Consider the following 17,387-nt stretch of genomic DNA (forward strand, 5'->3'; position numbering starts at 1 on the left):
ATAGTTATTGCTGGTATAGTCTGAATTCTGATCGTCATTGCGAGGAGGTACGACGAAGCAATCTTGTTTTTTGGTTTAGTTGCGGGATTGCTTCGTCTCCGCCGACTGGCGGATTCTCGCAATGACATGGTTTATGACTATTTCATCAGAAACTAATATTGCATCCGGCCGGCCATATGGGACATTGAACGGCATTCTAGGGTGAATATGCCGCATTCATCTCCTTCAATGATCAGCGTATACGGAAATCTTCGGATACGAAATAGAACCTGTCCAGAACGGTATCCGTCTTGGGAAGAACCCCCAAAACGATCACGCGATTGCCGAAGAGATCTTCTATGCGATCTCCCGCAGTCTTGAATGCTTTCATCTTGATGAGAGCGTCAGCCTCTTCGGCGCCGAGATATATTTCCTGATATTGGCTGCCGCCTATATTGATCGCACCGAGCGAATCGATCTTTCCGACAAATTTCAAAGGCACATTTCCATCCGTCTCATAGATCAATTTGATCTCTGGCCCCATCCTTATCGCTTTCATATCCGCATCACTCCTGAGACGGCTGAAAGTATTTGAGTTCACAACATGATAATAATCCAGAATTGTTCCCGTGGGTTCCAATATCCCGGTCACCCTTACGGATGAAAGTCCGAAAAAGTCATTGATCGAATCATTGATGTTCCTGAATATTTTTTCTTCCTGCATCATCGTCGCCTCCGCATAGCCGACTATCATATCATTGTCATTCAGGCCGGATGATCCTTCTTTGATCTTGATTCCGTCGATATCGCCGGCTTTGAGGAAAAGCTTCGGAGAACCATCGACCGTAAAGTTTATTTTCGACTGCCCCGAAGACACCATATCCGTAATTTCATTTTTCATTTCCGCCGAGATCGCAGCTTTCTCCATTCCGCTGCCGCTTCCCATGCTTGAACTGATCTTCCCGAACTCGATGAACATGAATGTGAACAGGATCGCGAGGATGAAAGGAGCGATCATGGAAAGATAATTTTTCTTGTTCGGCTTGAAATATTTCAGAAGCAATGAATTCGAAACGACGGAGATCGAGCTGAATGCCATTGCAAGACCTGCGAGCTCGGGTTTCAGGACCAACCCGATGCTGACAAAAACCCTTGCGGCGATCGGGATCCCGATCACATTATAGAAAAGTGCAAAGAACATGTTCTGCCTGATCTTTGCCATCGTATCCCGGCTAAGGTCAAGCGCGGTCAGGACGTCCCTGAGGTCGTTCCTGATGATCACGATCCCGCCGGTTTCCATGGCAACATCCGTTCCGCCTCCCATGGCGATCCCAAGATCCGCCTGCGCGAGAGCCGGCGCATCATTGATCCCGTCACCGACCATGGCGACTTTTATTTTTCTCTCCTGCAATTTCCTCACTTCATTCGCCTTGTCCTGAGGAAGAACTTCCGCCAGGACATTTTTGATGCCGACTTGCTTTGCGATCGCATCTGCCGTTCTCCTGTTGTCGCCCGTGATCATGAAAACCTCGATCCCTCTCTTTTGTAATTTCTGGACCGCCTCGAGCGAACTTTCTTTCAATGTGTCCGCAACCGCGATCAACCCAAGAATATCTTTTCCATTGGAAAGAATCATAACGGTTTTCCCCGCTTCCTCGAGCCTTTTCATTTTCTTTTCCGCTTTTTCAAGATCCAAGCCAAGCGTTTCAACGATCAATTTTCTATTGCCAAGATAATACATAACGTCACCCGCCTTCCCCTCGACACCATGGCCCGGAATCGCCTTGAAATCCCGCACCTCCGAAAGCTTTATGGATTCCTCTTCCGAATATTTTATTATGGCTTCCGCCAGAGGATGTTCGGATAGTTTTTCCAAACCACCCGCAATGGCGATGATATCATCCTCGTCGAACGAAGATGTGGCCACAATATCCGTAACTTCCGGCTTTCCATTGGTGAGAGTTCCGGTCTTGTCGAAAACGATCGCTTTGATCTTGTTGGCCGCTTCAAGCGGTTCCCCGCCTTTTATAAGCACTCCGTATTCCGCTCCTTTTCCGACCCCAACCATGATCGCCGTTGGAGTTGCGAGCCCCAGCGCGCACGGACAAGCGATCACGATCACAGACGTGAATGCCATAAGGCTGAATGTAAGACCCGCACCAAACACATAGAACCAAGCAACGAATGTAAGAGTTGCGATCACCAGAACTGCCGGCACGAAATATGAGGATATTTTGTCTGCCATCGCCTGGATCGGAGCCTTGGAACCCTGCGCATCCTCGATAAGGCGTATGATCTGTGCCAGCGCCGTCTCGTTTCCGACCTTGGTCGCTTCAAATTCAAAACTTCCATGTTTGTTTATCGTTGCTCCGATCACTTTGTCACCGACATTTTTCTCAACCGGTATGCTTTCTCCCGTAAGCATCGACTCATCGACGGAGGATTTGCCCTTTGTCAGAACTCCATCTACCGGGATCTTTTCTCCCGGTCGGACCACGATCACATCGCCCTTGACCACCTGCTCGATCGGTATGTCGATCGATCCTCCATTTCTCACAACCCTCGCCGTCTTTGGCTGGAGGCCCATAAGTTTTTTGATTGCTTCCGAAGTCCTTCCCTTTGCCTTCGCCTCAAGCCATTTCCCAAGGGTCACAAAGGTGATGAGGAATGCCGCCGTTTCAAAATATAGCTCGGGTATTTTTTCTCCGTTCAGGCCTATAAAAGAATCGTTTCTCGAAAAATATGCCGCGAACTGCCACAAGCTGTAGAAAAACGCCGTGCTCGTTCCGATCGCGATCAAACTGTCCATATTGAATGTCTTCATCTTCAAACTGCTCCACATGCCTTTATAGAATCCCGCGCCGATCACGAACTGGACCGGAATGGTCAGCACAAACGAGATTATTCCGATATATGGCGTCAGCGTTTCTTTCAGGGGAATAAAACTGAAAAAATCAAAAAGCATAAAGTATAACATCGGAAAGCTCAAAATAAAAGAAATGACAAATTTGTTTCTAAATCCATCGATCTCTTTCTGCTTTCTCCTGCGTTCAGCATCCGGATCCGCATCGTTCGGGAGGCTGGCGCCATATCCGACCGCCTTCACCGCCTTCACAAGATCATTTACACCCGCTTTCGATGAATCAAAGATAACCCTCGCCTTTTCCGCGGCGAAGTTCACATTAGCCTCTTTCACCCCCGGAACTTTCGCCAGTTTCTTCTCGATTATTTTGGCGCATGATGCACAGTGCATTCCGCTGAGAACAAGATTCACATGCTGATCGCCCGCCTTGGCTGCCGCAATAGATTCAGTTTTGACGGCTTTTTCCTCCTTGACGACCGGTCCGCTCGCGGAAGAACTTATGCTTCTCGGCGGATTATCCGAGAAAGCCCCCAGAAGCTGATTGATCTTGGACGAATTAAATATGCTCTGGATCGCTTTTTCGACATCCTGTCTCCCCTCGGGGATCTCGAACTCACCCCTTTTCAGATGATTTATCTTCCCTTTGAAATTCGGGTTGCCGTCCTGCTGGAAAAACTCTCCGTCCGCAACAACGGATGATTCAAGCCGGATCCTCACGGGAGAGTTTGCATCCACTATTTTCTTCTCGATGACGACCTCCTCTTTTGACAGCGCTTCACTATCCGATCCTGATGGAACACCTTCGATAATTGTTCCCTTATAGCCGGCCTTCTCAATCGCCAAGACAATTTCCTCATTTTTCACGATGCTGTCGTCAAAAACAACCTCTCCCGTTTTATTTTTGAAATCGAACTTGGTGGACTTTACTCCAAAGATCTCCATCACCTCCATATCAATTATCTTTTCGCATGACGCGCAATGCATTCCTTCAACTTGTAATTTTATTGTTTTTTCCATAATCTTTTCTTATTAATGAGATTAATCGCCGACAACGGATCAGCTGGTGATCTTGAAATTCTTAATTAGTTCTTTCACAAAACTTTCACGTTCTTCTTTTTTCTTGGAATTCAGCTTGTGAGCCGCACAAGAATTAAGATGCCCCTCCAGAATCAGATCATTGGCTCTTTTCAATAGACCGATGGTGGCGTTTACCTGCTGAGCGACATCAACGCAGTATCTTTTATCATCGATCATCTTCTGCAGAAGATTTATCTGTCCCTGCGCCTTTTTTAAATTCAGCTGCACTTTGCTTTTATACGGTTCTATCATACTTGTTGATATTAATCATATTATATTTCATTGTACCATGACCATAGGTATAGGTCAAGAGAAGATCAAAAAAAATAGTATTTTTTTACCAATAATCAAGAAGTAAACACAAGGCTTATTTCAATCACTAAATCGACAAATACCGAATATCTGATTATTACATATTGTAATTTTTCATTTTGATATTTTATTTTTTCGTTACTAAAACGCTACCGTCTTATCGGCCTTCGCAAGTGCACTTTCAATCTCATCTTCCGGCACTTCCCTCTCTGATTCAATTGCGGTTTCTCCATTTTTATTTATTTCCACGTTTGTCACTCCTGGAATTTTCTTTAGGACCATACTGCTAATTTTTATGCACGCGTCGCATGTTATATTCGTGATCGTAAAATTTTTCTTCATATTTGGTTCATTAATTATTAATCCGTTAATTCGTAAATCCGTTAATTTATCAGTTTACCACTTTTATCACTCCCCTCGGAACGCCCATTGCGCAGGTAATGTTGTAATCCCCCGCTTTTTCCGGAGTAAATTCCATTACCATCTTTTTCCCGCCCTCAAGATATTGTGCCGAATTATAAAGACCCGGAACCATAACCGAACTCATGCATCCCTGTCCGTCTTCTTTAACATCGATCTCAAATCTGACCGGAACTCCCTTTTTTACCTCGAAATTATTCGGAACTATATCTTTCGATAAAGTATAATCGGCTTTTATGATCTGCCCTTCGTTCGTTTTCGCCTGAGGCTGAGTCGCAACAGGATCTATGTTCTTTTTTGCGCCGCCTCCGCATCCGCAACCGCCGCCTCCCGATCCGCAGCTTCCGCCTGCCTGTGCCTGAACATTGTCTGAGCTTGGACTCGGACTTGAATTGCTTGCGCCAGCTCCGGATCCCGGCTCAACCACGATGAATTTTCCCCTATACATCCCCATGGAACATGAGAAAGGTATTTCTCCTGTTTCTTTCGGGACGAACTCGATCACATTCTCGCCCTTCTTCAAACTCTTTGAGATCCCGTATTTGGGCATCACTATCGAACTTGCACAGGAGAATTGATTCGTTGACGTTATGATCCACCTGACCTTTTTTCCTTTTTCAACCGTAAGCACATTCGGCGTATATCCGGTGTTCCCTTGTGTCATTTTCACTTCCTGAACTTCCAAAGAACTGCTCGCGACATCAATCGCACTATCCGCCTTTCCCTGGAAAACCAGCTGGCTTCCATTCGTTATATTTATCCAGCCTAGAATTATAACCGCCAAGCCCGTCGTTGCAAAAAAGGTCCTTGCGTTTTTTCCTTTGAACATTGAAGAAAGTCCCCCTATTCCCAGAAGTCCCGGAGCGGTTCCAAGCGCAAAAAGAGACATAATCAGCGCGCCGTTCACGAATCCTCCGCTTCCAACCGCATAAAGCTGCATGGCCTGAGTAAATCCGCATGGAAGAAAAAAAGTCAGTGCCCCGGTAATGGCCGCGCCTTTGTGGCTGTATTCTTTCTGTTCTCTCTTGATGCCAAGCGCCTTTGAAATCCCCTTGGGAAGAGATATTGTAATGTCTTTCATGAACGGAAATATCTCAATAAGCTTCAGGCCCAAAAAGATCATCACTCCTCCGATTATTATCGTCATAAGTCCCATTGAGCCCGGAGATGGCTGAAACGCCGAACCGATCATTGCAAGTATACCTCCGAAGATCCCGAAGCCTGCTATTCTTCCAAGATTGAAAAACAGATGAGGCCGGAATTTCTGGCTCGAGGTTATTTCCGGATGCGCCTCGGCATGTTGCGCGGAAATGCTTAGCACAAGCCCTCCTACAAGAGCCATGCATGTCGACACGCCCGCCACAAGACCCACCATCAGAACCACGGGATAGCTTACATTTTCCGAATTGACGCTATAATCAAGAATACCCGTAAACTTGGCGACAAAAAAAATAATAATTAGGATTATTATCCCGTTCAACAGGTTATTGTAATCATTTTCGTCTTTTGATATCCATTCAACTTGGTTTTTATATCCGACATCATAGCCTATATTCTTGACTGCATTATATATCGCCTCCCCTTGAGACGGAATGCCCTTTTTGAAATATAGATCGGCTTTTCCTGTCCTGTAATTTACTTCAACATTTTTGACGCCAGGAACATCTTTCAGCGCTTCCTCAACCAGCAACTCGCAGCTCCGGCAATGCATACCCTTGATCGGTACTGTGACTTTGTTCATTTGTTTTGTATTTATTTATTAGTAATACTGCAATTATGCATAAAAGATCCGGCAAATATTTCTTTCCTATTTTTTCGCTTTCGCGGCCTTACGGTCATTTGAACCGCATAATAATACCTACTATTCATTGTAGTAGGTTAGATAAAACTTGTCAAGAGATTTATATCCACAAAAAGAACGTGCGGATTAGCTCAAATGTTTATCAGATCCTTTTCCGCGCTTTTCAAGAAGACGGCATTGGTCGCCACGATGATCGAAGATATGCTCATCAGAAGAGCTGAAACTTCAGGCCTTAAATATATACCATAACCGGGATATAATAATCCTGCTGCAACGGGTATGGCCAAAATATTATAGATCGACGCCCAAACAAGATTTTGCTTCATTTTTCTGACTGTAGCCTTTGATAATCGGATGGCTCTTAATATATCGGCCGGGTCGGATCTCATCAGTACCACCTTGGCGGTTTCGATCGCTACGTCCGTGCCGGCGCCGATCGCGATCCCGATGTCCGCCTGCGCGAGAGCAGGAGCGTCATTCACGCCATCACCCACCATCGCCACGAATTTTCCTTCATCCTGAAGTTTCTTCACATAAATGGATTTTTCTTCAGGCAGAACCTCGGAAAAAACGCGATCAATGCCAACTTGCTTTCCGACCGCTTCTCCGGTTTTTTTGTTATCGCCGGTGATCATTGCCACCTCCAGACCCAGTTCCTTCATGCGCAATATGGCGATCTTTGCAGTGGACTTTATGGGATCAGCGGCAGCAAGCACTCCGGCCATTTTTCCGTCTATTGCGATCATAATTATCGTTTTTCCCTCATTTAGCATTTGCTCAAAATCTCCCCGAAGAACTGAAACATCGACATTTCTGTCCTTCATAAGCTTCATGGTGCCTGCCAGAACATGCCTCCCCTCCACTGTCGCCTCCAAACCTAATCCGGACAATGATCTGAAATTTTCCGCATTTTCAGAAAAATTTATACCCCTCTTGTTCGCTTCCTCCAAAACTGCCCTGCTGAGGGGATGCGCGGATCTCATTTCAACGCTGGCTGACAATCTTAATATTTCGTCTTCAGAAAATCCTTTAACGCAAACGATATCCGTTATTTTCGGCTTCCCTTCGGTCAAGGTTCCCGTTTTATCCAGAACGACAGCCTGAATCCCGGATAGCCGCTCAAGAGTTGAGGCATCCTTGATCAATATATTATGTTTTGCGCCAAGACCCGTGCCGACAGCGACAGCCGTGGGAGTTGCAAGGCCCAATGCATCGGGACAAGCGATCACTATGGTAGAAATGGCAAAAGTTAAAGCGAACATCAGAGATTCGCCCATCACAAAATACCAAACAAAAAAAGTGAGCAATCCGCCGCCCACTGCCACAACAACAAGATATCCGGCAAATTTATCCGCAAGCCTCTGTCCGGGCGCTTTGGAATTCTGTGCAGTCTCGACCATTTTTACGATTTGGGCGAGTGCAGTATCCTTTCCGACTTTTGTGGCTTTGAATTTCACAGAACCGGATTGATTGATCGAACCGCCGGTGACGCTATCTCCGGCTTTTTTTGAAACAGGGATCGATTCTCCCGTTATCAATGATTCATCGATCGCGGTTTCGCCTTCAATGACCTCCCCGTCAACCGGCACCTTGTCGCCCGGCTTCAGGATCAGAATATCTCCGATCTTAACCTCAGATGTCGGAATGATCGCCTCTTCGCCATCCCTGACGACTCTGGCGCTTGGCGGAACAAGAGCAAAAAGCGCCTGAAGCGCATCGGTTGTTCCCCTTCTAGATTTCATTTCCATCCAATGCCCGAACAGGACAAAAGTAATAAGCATTGCCGCCGCTTCATAAAAAGAATCTTCACTGCCCATTAGGGTCAGGATCAAACTGAAAACATACGCGGCAGTGATTCCGACCGCAATAAGCACTGACATATTAAGAGCCCTCTTTTGGAGAGCTTTATATGCGGAATAAAGAAAGATCCAGCCGGCATAAAAAAATACCGGCGTAGTGAGAATGAACAAGATCCACGTAGCGGGAATAAGAGAGGGCAGCTTCAAACCGAATATCATTTCTCCCATCGGAGAATATAGAATGATAGGAATTGTCAAAAGAAAAGCGAAAAAGAATTTATTTCTGATGTCGATCTCCATAAGCCGGGCCATTTCCCGCCCCGCCAAACCCGTATGATCCATGCCCATGGTCATCGTCATGCTCATTTTAAATTTTTCCCAAAAGGACATTCCTCCGGAAGATCCCATTGTGTGTTCATGATGATCGTGCATTTCATGATCCGAGGCTTCACCGGATCTGCTATTTTCGACCGGAACCAGTTTCATTCCGCATTTCGAACAATTTCCGGGCTCGGTTTCCCTGATCTCGGGATGCATGGAACAGGTATAGATCACATTTTGACCTTGGTTCATGATAGATAATTATGGATAGTATATTTTCTATATTCTTACCGATCGGCTGACTACAGATGCCGCAAGATTTTTTTGCGGCAGAACATCGGCTATGTGTTCATTATATCATTTTCAGCGAATTCCGGCGACCCGCTACTTCTTCGCAATATGCGATTCCGGATCCTGGCTGAACTGATCTTTGCAGTGATCAGAACAGAAATAATAGGTCTTTCCGTGATACTGATATGTGATCAGACTTTTTGTCGCTTCCATGCCGCAAACAGGATCAATAGCTTTCGGTTCGGGTATTATCCGATAACCGAGAGCCTTTATCTTCCTGAATAACGATTTGTATTTATTTGACATAGTTTGTGGATTTAGTTATTAAAGCACACGCTCCCTGAATTATGTGAACCAGATCAGCATGATCGCACCGAGGGCTATCATTACAGCCGCTCCGAAAACCTTTATCTGCGGGACTTTGGATTGCTCCCATCTCTGGAAAACTTCCAGCGTCCTCTTGTTGGACATCGCAAGAAGTATGATAATAAGCGGCATTACGAACATTATATTATAAAGTATGAGATATCCGAATCCGATCGCGGACGTTGTCTGTGAGACAAGCAGGCCTATTATGGCGACATAGATCCCTCCTGAGCACGGGAATGTGCAGAGCCCGACGAAAAAGCCGAGAATAAAAGCCGAGGGAAGCGTTGCCTTGTGGACGTATTCTTTGATCGTTCCTTTCGCAATGTGAGGTATTTGGAGCCTTATCGGGAAGCTCGGAATGAGAATGCCGATGATATTTATGATCCCAAGGATTATAACGAGCCATGCTCCGATCTTTGCCATGGCGTGGGGAGCGTTGATGAACATCACTGTACTGACCAGCCCGAGTCCGATCGCAAGATAGGCGAGGAATATGGCCGCGATATATACGACCCCTGTTTTCCAAACGTCTTTCTTGGTCCTCTTCAGGGTGTAAAGAAACGAAATAAAAAAGAGAAGGACCGCAAAAGCGCAGGGATTTATCCCGTCCAGAAACCCGGAAACGAGAACGATCGGCAGAATGAAAGCTTCTTTATTCGAATTCGCTTTAAGCTCGTTTTTGTTATTTTCAAGATAGTCAAGGTATTCGCTGATCGGTGTGCCGATGGGGTAAGTCTTCGGCTCGCCCATATAATCATCTGCGTAGTTCGGGATACCGAATATTTTATAATTCTTGGCTTCACTGCCCATGTCGTCCTGGAAAACCAAAAGTCTCTTGAATCTTGAGCTGTTATCTTCGTTGAACATTTCCCCGACAATATGATCCGGCATATGTCCCGCCATGATATATTTATCGCCGACAAATGTCATGATGTGGCCTTGCAGATCGAGGGGGATCCCGGCATCCTTCATCCTCCTGTTCATCTCAGGCCTGATATCTTTTCCGTTTATGTAATCCCTTTTGTCGATCTTGTTTATTCCCGCACCCTGAAGCTGCCTGGGAAGATCGTTCTTTACATAATCCGCACACATTCCGCAAGCTTCGTTATAATATAATATGGCCTCCTGAGGATCTGATTGGGCTTGGGCGTTATGCGCCGGATGAGCAAAAAGAGCAAAAATGTAAAATAATATAGCGGCGCAGGAGAATAATCCCTTCTTCAAATTTTTCTTTGCCATAAATATGTCTGTTAATAATTAACTTCCGTTACAAGATTATAGCGATCAGTGGCACCCATGGCCTGAATGCGGCGCATCGCCATTTCCCGTCCCGTCCGGACCATGCTCTTTTCCACTCTTGCCGTGCGATCTTGCCATCATAATGAAATGCCCGACCATGAAAACTCCCATCAGACCGAAAATAAACCATTTTGATGATCCACTCGCCAATCCGGCACCTCCCAATAAAAGAATAGCTAGCGGCAGTACAGCACAGCAAAATAACATCATAAGCATCATTCCAAGATCAGATTTACCGTTGTCATGATTATCCATATTCATATAATTATATTGTTAAGATTATTTATATTAGTCTTTTATTTAAACGGGTACTTGCTTAACCCGATCTCCATATCTGCAAATTACGCTCTTTTTGATATTCTCACACAATAGATATATAGATATCAGCAAGAATATTATTCCGGAAAGTTTGATCTCCAGACCGCGCAGGGGCAGAGTCATAAGACCGAATGGCATTCCAAGCAGAGCCAGGAGCGGCGCTCCGCATGACGGGCATCCGGAAACTATTATACCGGTTCCTATCCCCAGAATTCCCGCGGGTTTCCCATTTGAAAGCTTGATCTTATACCGGAGGTCGCTCCGCAGGATCAAAAGTGAAATGAACAATCCGGAAAGAACCGATGAAGAAAGCGCCATTATCATCGAAATTATCGTGTATGCGGTTCCGTTCATTTCCGCATAGATATCCAGGTCTTTTCCGGACACATTGACAACCGTAAGATAATAGGAAACCGCCTCCACAAATAGCATAGCGGCAATCGCCGGCAAAAAATACCTTTTTCTTTTTATTATGATCTGTAAGAATTCAATCATTATCATTTGATTACGTTCCCCGAAAATGTTATGACGCTTTTTGCATTTCCTTTTCCTCCGGTGTTGCTGATTATATTGATCACCCTTGTTATCGGACCTACCGCATCCGGCCCGTGCGCCAGCGGATCAAAAACGGCCTCCAAAACAGCCGACTGCCCGGGAGCGATCTTTTCGGACCAGAACAGGGGCTTTACGCCATGTCCCGGCATGCTGAATTCCGGGCTTCTTCTTCCATCAACTACCAGCACGACCTTCGTGCACGCGCACGAAGTGCTGATATCGGTTATTTCCAGCGCCTGATCTCCGTCGTTCTTGATCTTAAATTCGTGGCGAGCAAGCCCGTTCTTCATGGATATATCCCCGAAATCATAATCGGTTTCGGCTATGCTCAATTTGGCACTTCCGCCTTTTCCGCTCACTTCGCCATTTTCACCGAAAAAAATAAATGCTCCCGCGCCAAGGATCAAAACTGCGAAAATCACTGCGAAGATCTTCGCGCGGGGATCTATCGATGCATTCTGCATATGTTTATATTATTGATGTTATTCAACGATCAGCTTACCTTCCGAATTTCCTCCGTCATAGAATCTGAACGATCCTTTTTTGTCTGCCTTGAAAACAACGCTTTGCGACTCGTCTCCCGCGTCGATCGTCTTTGCTATATTATATTCATCCATCCTGAAATCGTATTTGGAATCCGGCTTGGCAAACTTGAGTTCCACATAAGTATTTTTCTTCGTTTTTATCTCAACCGGATCAAATTTACCGTTCTCATTTTTGATCTCATATGTTGCATTGCTCTCAGGCTTTATGACATTTGCGCTGATCTCTATTTCTTTTTCAGGAATGTTCTTGTCATTCGTTTTTACATATACGACCCTCTTGATCTCTCCCATGTCTGAATAGTTTCCATGGATCGCGGGATTCATGGAAACGGTCATGCCGGAGCTTTCCCCCGGAAATATTATTTTTACTCCATTGTTCATCTCGGCTTTCGTGCATCCGCATGACGTCGAGATCTTCAATATCTCCAGATTTTCATTCCCTGTATTTTTTATCGTAAATTCCTTTTTGGAAATTTCGCCATAAACCACTTTCCCGAAATCATATGAAGCAGGACTCGCTTCGATAGCGGGACCTCCCGCGACCTCCCGCGCTTTCCTGAAATTTCCGTAGTCGATCAGCGGCCTGTAGAAATACGCGACTGAACCTATCGCTATTACGATCAGGCATGAAAGAATAAATTTTGCTTTTGGCATATTGTTTTTTTTATACCGTATAAATGCAAAGATCCGCCCAACCTCTATTGCCCGGCAGAGCCCGGTTCAGGACTTATGATCTTTCCGCTTGCGAGGTCTTTATAGACGCCAAGCTGCTTTACTCCTTCCCTGAGAACATATGCGGACCCGTTCTCAACGGTTCCGATGCCGGGCCAGATCTTCGTCAGATTCTCGTATGCGCCGGGATCTCCCGTCATGATGATCACAGGGATCTGTCCGATCTTATATTTTTCGATCGTTTTTTTCGCTTCAACGCTTTCAATATCCAGGCTTTTTTTATCGCGGAATTTTATCCCGAAATTGCCGATCACCTGCTCGAAGCTGTTCGCGTCAAAACACTCAGTGCATGACTTATCGGAAATAATGGTCGCATCCACCATACCCCTGACTTTGCCGCTTGATATCTCCCTATAGGGCGGGCTGACTTTGGTCAGAACGAAGATCCCGTCGTTGATATTTCCTATCTGATTCAATATCGGATAGCTTTCAAGGTCTCCCGTAATTATCACGGTAGGCACATTCTTTATTTCATTTTTATTTATAACTCTTTTCCCTTCCGGAGATGAAGCATCGACGCTGTCCTGGCTGTCGATCGCCATGCCAAGCTGCGTTTTGACCGCATTCACATATACATTCGGATCGAAACAGTTTGTACATGATGTGTCCGTAACAAGGATCAGATCAACCCTGCCCTTGGGCTCGCCTGTTTCAGCTGAAATATAGGGATTGCCTATTTTCGTCATTATAAAAGCTCCATCTTTGATCTCACCGGCTTTTGCAAAAAAATCTTTCAGCGCCTGATCCCTTTCGATCTCTCCGCTCACTATGACCGTCGGGATCTTCTTAATGGCATATTTTTTAATAAGCTCTTTTCCTTCATCACTGGAGATCTCAAGTTCCCGCTCGGAAGTTATGCTCACCTTTTGTTTCTTAATGGCATCGATCATGGGCTTTACATCAAAACAATCGATACAGATGGAATCTTTTATCGTGATGACATCCAATTTTGACGGGCTTTCAGCTTCTCCTGATTTGACGGAAAGCCTATCCAGATTCTTATTCGTGAGCGCAAGCGACATATATCCCGCAGATAGTGCAGTAGCGAAAATTACCGCAATAGGGATAATGATCCGGGATCTCAAGGGCACATTTGAACTCTGCAATGTTTTTTTCATATTCATATGATTTGGTCTTATAAAGACTTTATTTTTCTTAGCAGCCTCCGACCATGTTCGGAAGACTGTCGATGCTTGAAGGGACAGCAGCTGAGGAACTGCCTGATCCGAAATTACCGCCTTCAATTTTCTTCATGACATTATACGACTCCAAGGCCTGCAATATCGAAACAGAGGTCAGAATGATCAGAATGAACGTCACTGTCATGCTTCCCCACTGGAGTCTGCCTTTCGTTTTGCTCTTCTCAATGCTCCTGATTATCGCTTCCTCGACCGGCCCGCTCTCTTCTTTGGTCTCAACGGCCGGCTGTTTGTGAGTCAACATATGCTTGTTCAATTCATTTATGTTTTCATGCCTCATTCCGCACAATTCGCAGTGCACTGAAGCTCCCGCTTTTTTTGAAATTTTTTTGTTTTCCATATTTTTTTATAAATAATAATTATATATAAACATAAGCTGACGTTCTCTATTATGAACACCCTCCGACCATGCCGGGAAGATTCTCTATTTCCGAGGGAAGCGGCACCTGTTTGTCTCCTTTTCCGTAATCGGGAAGCTTCGCTCCGAGAAGGATCGCTGAGACATCGGGGGTATAACTCCCGCTTTGGAGCTGGCCCGCCACTTTCTTTATCATCTGTTTCGGAAAATACATGCCTTTCCACTTGGCCAATTCCTTCAGGATCTGGTCATCGGTGTATTCTCCGCCGTGATTCTGGAGAAGATATGCCGCCAAGCCTCTCATGGCCATGGCGTGCGCGCACCCGCAAGCGGTCTTTCCGTTCGCAAAAATTATCGCCTTCGCCCCGCAGCAATATTCGCATGATATTTTCGTTCCGATCGCGCTATACCGTTTCAGATTCTCTCCTTCCGGAATTATCCTTTTTCCTCCCGGCTTGAGATCATAAGGATCGAACTGGCGCATGACATTCATCGACTGCTGGACCTGATCGAAAGACACTCCGAGTTCTTTTCCATAGACCTCCGGCACTCCGCTTGAGATCACAAGGCTGATCGCGTCCTTTCCAATATCCCCGGTCAATTCTTTGCTGGCGTTCGCAGACACCGCAAATTGCTTGCCGTTTTTACCGGTAATATTTCCGAAAATGTCTCCCGCAACATCTTTTATCCCAAGCTTCGCATTTGTTGAATTCAGAAACACTTGATTCGCGCCCATTGTTATTATCAGCGCAAGGAGCAGACCAATGTTGACGACGGACATTCCTCGCGATTCGTTCTCTTTCTCTTTGAAAGTCGGATCTGATACACCTTTATTTGTGTTCATTTTTGTTTGATATTGATTAACTACTATACAGTGTAGTAGGTTATTAATTGCCTGTCAAATTTACGCTGTTGAAAAGTTCCGTAAAATAATTTCTCCATATAAACAAAAAAGCGCCGTGACTCATTTCGGCGATTTTTTAAGATAAAAGATTCTAAATTTTTATTACTGAGATCACTGGCTCCATCCTAACGCTTCACTGAGCTTCGCAAGTCTCGTTTATTTCATGGCTGACAGCATGCTGCATATCGCATGTTTTTTGCTCGTTCGTAAGCGCATCGAAAAAATCTATTTTCTTATTGTTTTCCAGAGTGCAAAGTCCCCCGCTATGCATGTCATATGCCTTCGTACTGTTCGTGAGAGCGGATAGCACTGCCATTGATACGAAGACAAAAACGATCGAACAGGCGATCAGGCTTTTTCCAATATGCCTGAAATCCGGAACATACGCATTATCGGAAAGACGGTTGATCCTTTCAATAATGGCGGAACTTGATATGTCCGATGCCAGCCTGCTCTCTTCCTGTTCAGTGATCTTGTAGATCGCGCTTGCCAGCTTCGGCTTGCCATACGGCTTGACGCAAGCCTGCTCATCGGCGGAAAGCTCGGAAAAAGTCAGATACTTCCTGACAAGTTTTCCGATCCCCGGAAGGATGAACAGTATATTCTGGAAGTATATGGCAATGAACAATTTCATAGGCTCATGGCTCTCCATATGCTGTTTTTCATGCAGAAGAACGGCTTTCAGTTCGGATCTGTCCAGCAGTTTAACAAGAGAACTCGATATGCAAATTTTCGGCTTCAGGAACCCATAGCAGAAAACGACCGCATCTTCACTACTGCACTCTATGACTCTTTCTTTTGCGATACCCAGTTCCCGGACGGCACAGCTCAGTTTCCATGAATGCTTCCTTGCGGCGCAGGAGGAAGAATAATATTTTGAATACTTTTTGGTTGCAAAATATAATTTCAGGAACCTATGGACCGAAAATAGCATGAACGAGAATATCGCGAATGCAAAAATTCCCACTTCCGCAAATATGACCGGGTGCATATTCAAAAACTGGACGACATCCGTACACTGGCACGCAGTGCGCAAATGATGATAGAGAACTCCGAGATACAGATCCGCCTCGTTGTATATCCTGAATGATAAGAACATGATCGCGCCCACTACCAAAAATACTGCAAGCATAAGCTGTCCGAATGCGTAGTTGGTTTTTCTGGCATATATCGGAGCCATACTATTCGATAAGTTTTTTAAGCTTGCTCTTCCACTCCTTCGACTTCCTGGAATCCGAACTCTCAATGATATCAAAAAATTGCGCGACAGCCACATCGCCATATTCCCTGAGAAAGCCCTTGATTATTTTTTGTGACTTTTCCTGGATAAAAGCTTCTTTCTCCTTCATTGATTCATAAACAAACGCTCCGCTCGCGTTGAGCTTTCTTTCTAAAACTCCTTTGTCATAGAGCCTCGACATCACGGTCATCACTGTAGTGTATGCGATCTTCCTTTTTTTTTGCATTTCCAAAAGAACATCTCTCACAGACGCGTTTCCCGCTTTCCACACGATCTCCATTATCTCCGATTCCAGATCGCTTAATATCTTTATGTTGTTCTTTGCCATATCTGTAATTAATTCATACTACACTAGATAGTACCGCATCCATTAAAAAAACGCAAGTTTACATTTATACACACCAAAAAAAGTTACCCTGGCGCATATGCCCGAATCAATCCGGTTTATTCCCATCAACGTAGCTACTTTTTGTTTATATATTTCCAGAGAGCAGCAATGGCCAGTATCAGAAAAGCTATTACCAGCAAATAAATAGTCCAAGCAAAGAACATCATACTGCTTCCGCCATAACCCATCATATAATTATAATCCATCATACTTATTCACCTCCTTTGTTTTGAATTACTGAATTGCATTTTGCAAAAATAATTAACAAAAATGAAACTATTTTTTCACCTCAATTCGCCATTACTCTATGATACAATCATACTAGATACGAAAAAAGGCACAAGTCCGCGCTTATGCACAATTATAAAATAAAAACGGCCTTTATCACTTCTTATTTTCCGCATTTCGTGGTCAGTTGAATGTCATACGATTAGGGTAACTAAGGATTTCACTGCTAGTCCTTCTATAAGCTGGAGTCTTCGCTCCTTAGAAGTTCCGCCTCTGGCGTCCTGCGCCTTGGCGCCTCGCGGTTTCAATGCCTGCCGGCAGGCCCGACCCCCTTCCCGTTCGATTCCTAATTCTTCCAATCCATCTCCTTTGTTATCAAGTTATAAGTT

Annotated in this window: 18 protein-coding genes; all 18 read right to left on the reverse strand. The window is 44.9% G+C overall.

The features are described from left to right. Window positions 1–232: 232 nt before the first annotated feature. Entirely contained in the window at window positions 233–3,859 is a 3,627-nt protein-coding gene (locus tag WC788_06770; protein ID MFA6097300.1) for a heavy metal translocating P-type ATPase, read from the reverse strand. A 39-nt stretch (window positions 3,860–3,898) separates the two neighbouring features. Then, entirely contained in the window at window positions 3,899–4,171 is a 273-nt protein-coding gene (locus WC788_06775) for a metal-sensing transcriptional repressor (protein ID MFA6097301.1), read from the reverse strand. 201 nt (window positions 4,172–4,372) lie between these two features. After that, window positions 4,373–4,573, reverse strand: a complete 201-nt coding sequence (locus WC788_06780; protein ID MFA6097302.1) for a hypothetical protein — start codon at window positions 4,571–4,573, stop codon at window positions 4,373–4,375. A 49-nt stretch (window positions 4,574–4,622) separates the two neighbouring features. After that, a complete protein-coding gene (locus tag WC788_06785) occupies window positions 4,623–6,392 on the reverse strand; it encodes a sulfite exporter TauE/SafE family protein (protein ID MFA6097303.1) in 1,770 nt (589 codons plus the stop codon). A gap of 191 nt (window positions 6,393–6,583) precedes the next feature. After that, window positions 6,584–8,824, reverse strand: coding sequence for a copper-translocating P-type ATPase (locus WC788_06790; GenBank protein ID MFA6097304.1), 2,241 nt, complete (start codon window positions 8,822–8,824; stop codon window positions 6,584–6,586). A gap of 132 nt (window positions 8,825–8,956) precedes the next feature. Continuing rightward, complete coding sequence (locus WC788_06795) at window positions 8,957–9,169, reverse strand: YHS domain-containing protein (protein MFA6097305.1); 213 nt, start codon at window positions 9,167–9,169, stop codon at window positions 8,957–8,959. A 39-nt stretch (window positions 9,170–9,208) separates the two neighbouring features. Continuing rightward, the gene (locus tag WC788_06800) at window positions 9,209–10,471 is read right to left on the reverse strand and encodes a cytochrome c biogenesis protein CcdA (protein ID MFA6097306.1); all 1,263 of its coding nucleotides are present in this window, start codon (window positions 10,469–10,471) and stop codon (window positions 9,209–9,211) included. 45 nt (window positions 10,472–10,516) lie between these two features. Further along, complete coding sequence (locus tag WC788_06805; GenBank protein MFA6097307.1) at window positions 10,517–10,792, reverse strand: hypothetical protein; 276 nt, start codon at window positions 10,790–10,792, stop codon at window positions 10,517–10,519. A 39-nt stretch (window positions 10,793–10,831) separates the two neighbouring features. After that, window positions 10,832–11,350 carry a hypothetical protein gene (locus WC788_06810; GenBank protein MFA6097308.1) on the reverse strand — a complete coding sequence of 173 codons (519 nt, stop codon included), beginning with the start codon at window positions 11,348–11,350 and terminating at the stop codon, window positions 10,832–10,834. Then, the gene (locus WC788_06815) at window positions 11,347–11,868 is read right to left on the reverse strand and encodes a DUF1573 domain-containing protein (GenBank protein MFA6097309.1); all 522 of its coding nucleotides are present in this window, start codon (window positions 11,866–11,868) and stop codon (window positions 11,347–11,349) included. The genes WC788_06810 and WC788_06815 overlap by 4 nt, the downstream gene beginning before the upstream one ends. 18 nt (window positions 11,869–11,886) lie before the next feature. Further along, a complete protein-coding gene (locus WC788_06820; GenBank protein MFA6097310.1) occupies window positions 11,887–12,603 on the reverse strand; it encodes a DUF1573 domain-containing protein in 717 nt (238 codons plus the stop codon). Window positions 12,604–12,647: 44 nt separating this feature from the next. Continuing rightward, window positions 12,648–13,805, reverse strand: coding sequence for a hypothetical protein (locus WC788_06825; protein ID MFA6097311.1), 1,158 nt, complete (start codon window positions 13,803–13,805; stop codon window positions 12,648–12,650). Window positions 13,806–13,836: 31 nt separating this feature from the next. Further along, window positions 13,837–14,220 (reverse strand): hypothetical protein, encoded by a 384-nt coding sequence (locus tag WC788_06830; GenBank protein ID MFA6097312.1) that lies wholly within the window; start codon window positions 14,218–14,220, stop codon window positions 13,837–13,839. Window positions 14,221–14,269: 49 nt separating this feature from the next. Next, on the reverse strand, window positions 14,270–15,082 hold the full coding sequence (locus WC788_06835; protein ID MFA6097313.1) for a hypothetical protein: 813 nt from the start codon (window positions 15,080–15,082) through the stop codon (window positions 14,270–14,272). A gap of 193 nt (window positions 15,083–15,275) precedes the next feature. After that, window positions 15,276–16,322 carry a M56 family metallopeptidase gene (locus WC788_06840; protein ID MFA6097314.1) on the reverse strand — a complete coding sequence of 349 codons (1,047 nt, stop codon included), beginning with the start codon at window positions 16,320–16,322 and terminating at the stop codon, window positions 15,276–15,278. A 1-nt stretch (window position 16,323) separates the two neighbouring features. Further along, window positions 16,324–16,710, reverse strand: coding sequence for a BlaI/MecI/CopY family transcriptional regulator (locus WC788_06845; protein MFA6097315.1), 387 nt, complete (start codon window positions 16,708–16,710; stop codon window positions 16,324–16,326). Window positions 16,711–16,844: 134 nt separating this feature from the next. Continuing rightward, window positions 16,845–16,979, reverse strand: a complete 135-nt coding sequence (locus tag WC788_06850; protein MFA6097316.1) for a hypothetical protein — start codon at window positions 16,977–16,979, stop codon at window positions 16,845–16,847. Between the two features lie 213 nt (window positions 16,980–17,192). Next, window positions 17,193–17,357 carry a hypothetical protein gene (locus WC788_06855; protein ID MFA6097317.1) on the reverse strand — a complete coding sequence of 55 codons (165 nt, stop codon included), beginning with the start codon at window positions 17,355–17,357 and terminating at the stop codon, window positions 17,193–17,195. Window positions 17,358–17,387: the final 30 nt, after the last annotated feature.

Source organism: Candidatus Paceibacterota bacterium (genome assembly GCA_041661265.1).
Classification (GTDB): Bacteria; Patescibacteriota; Minisyncoccia; order JAHIHE01; family JAGLIN01; genus JBAZUT01.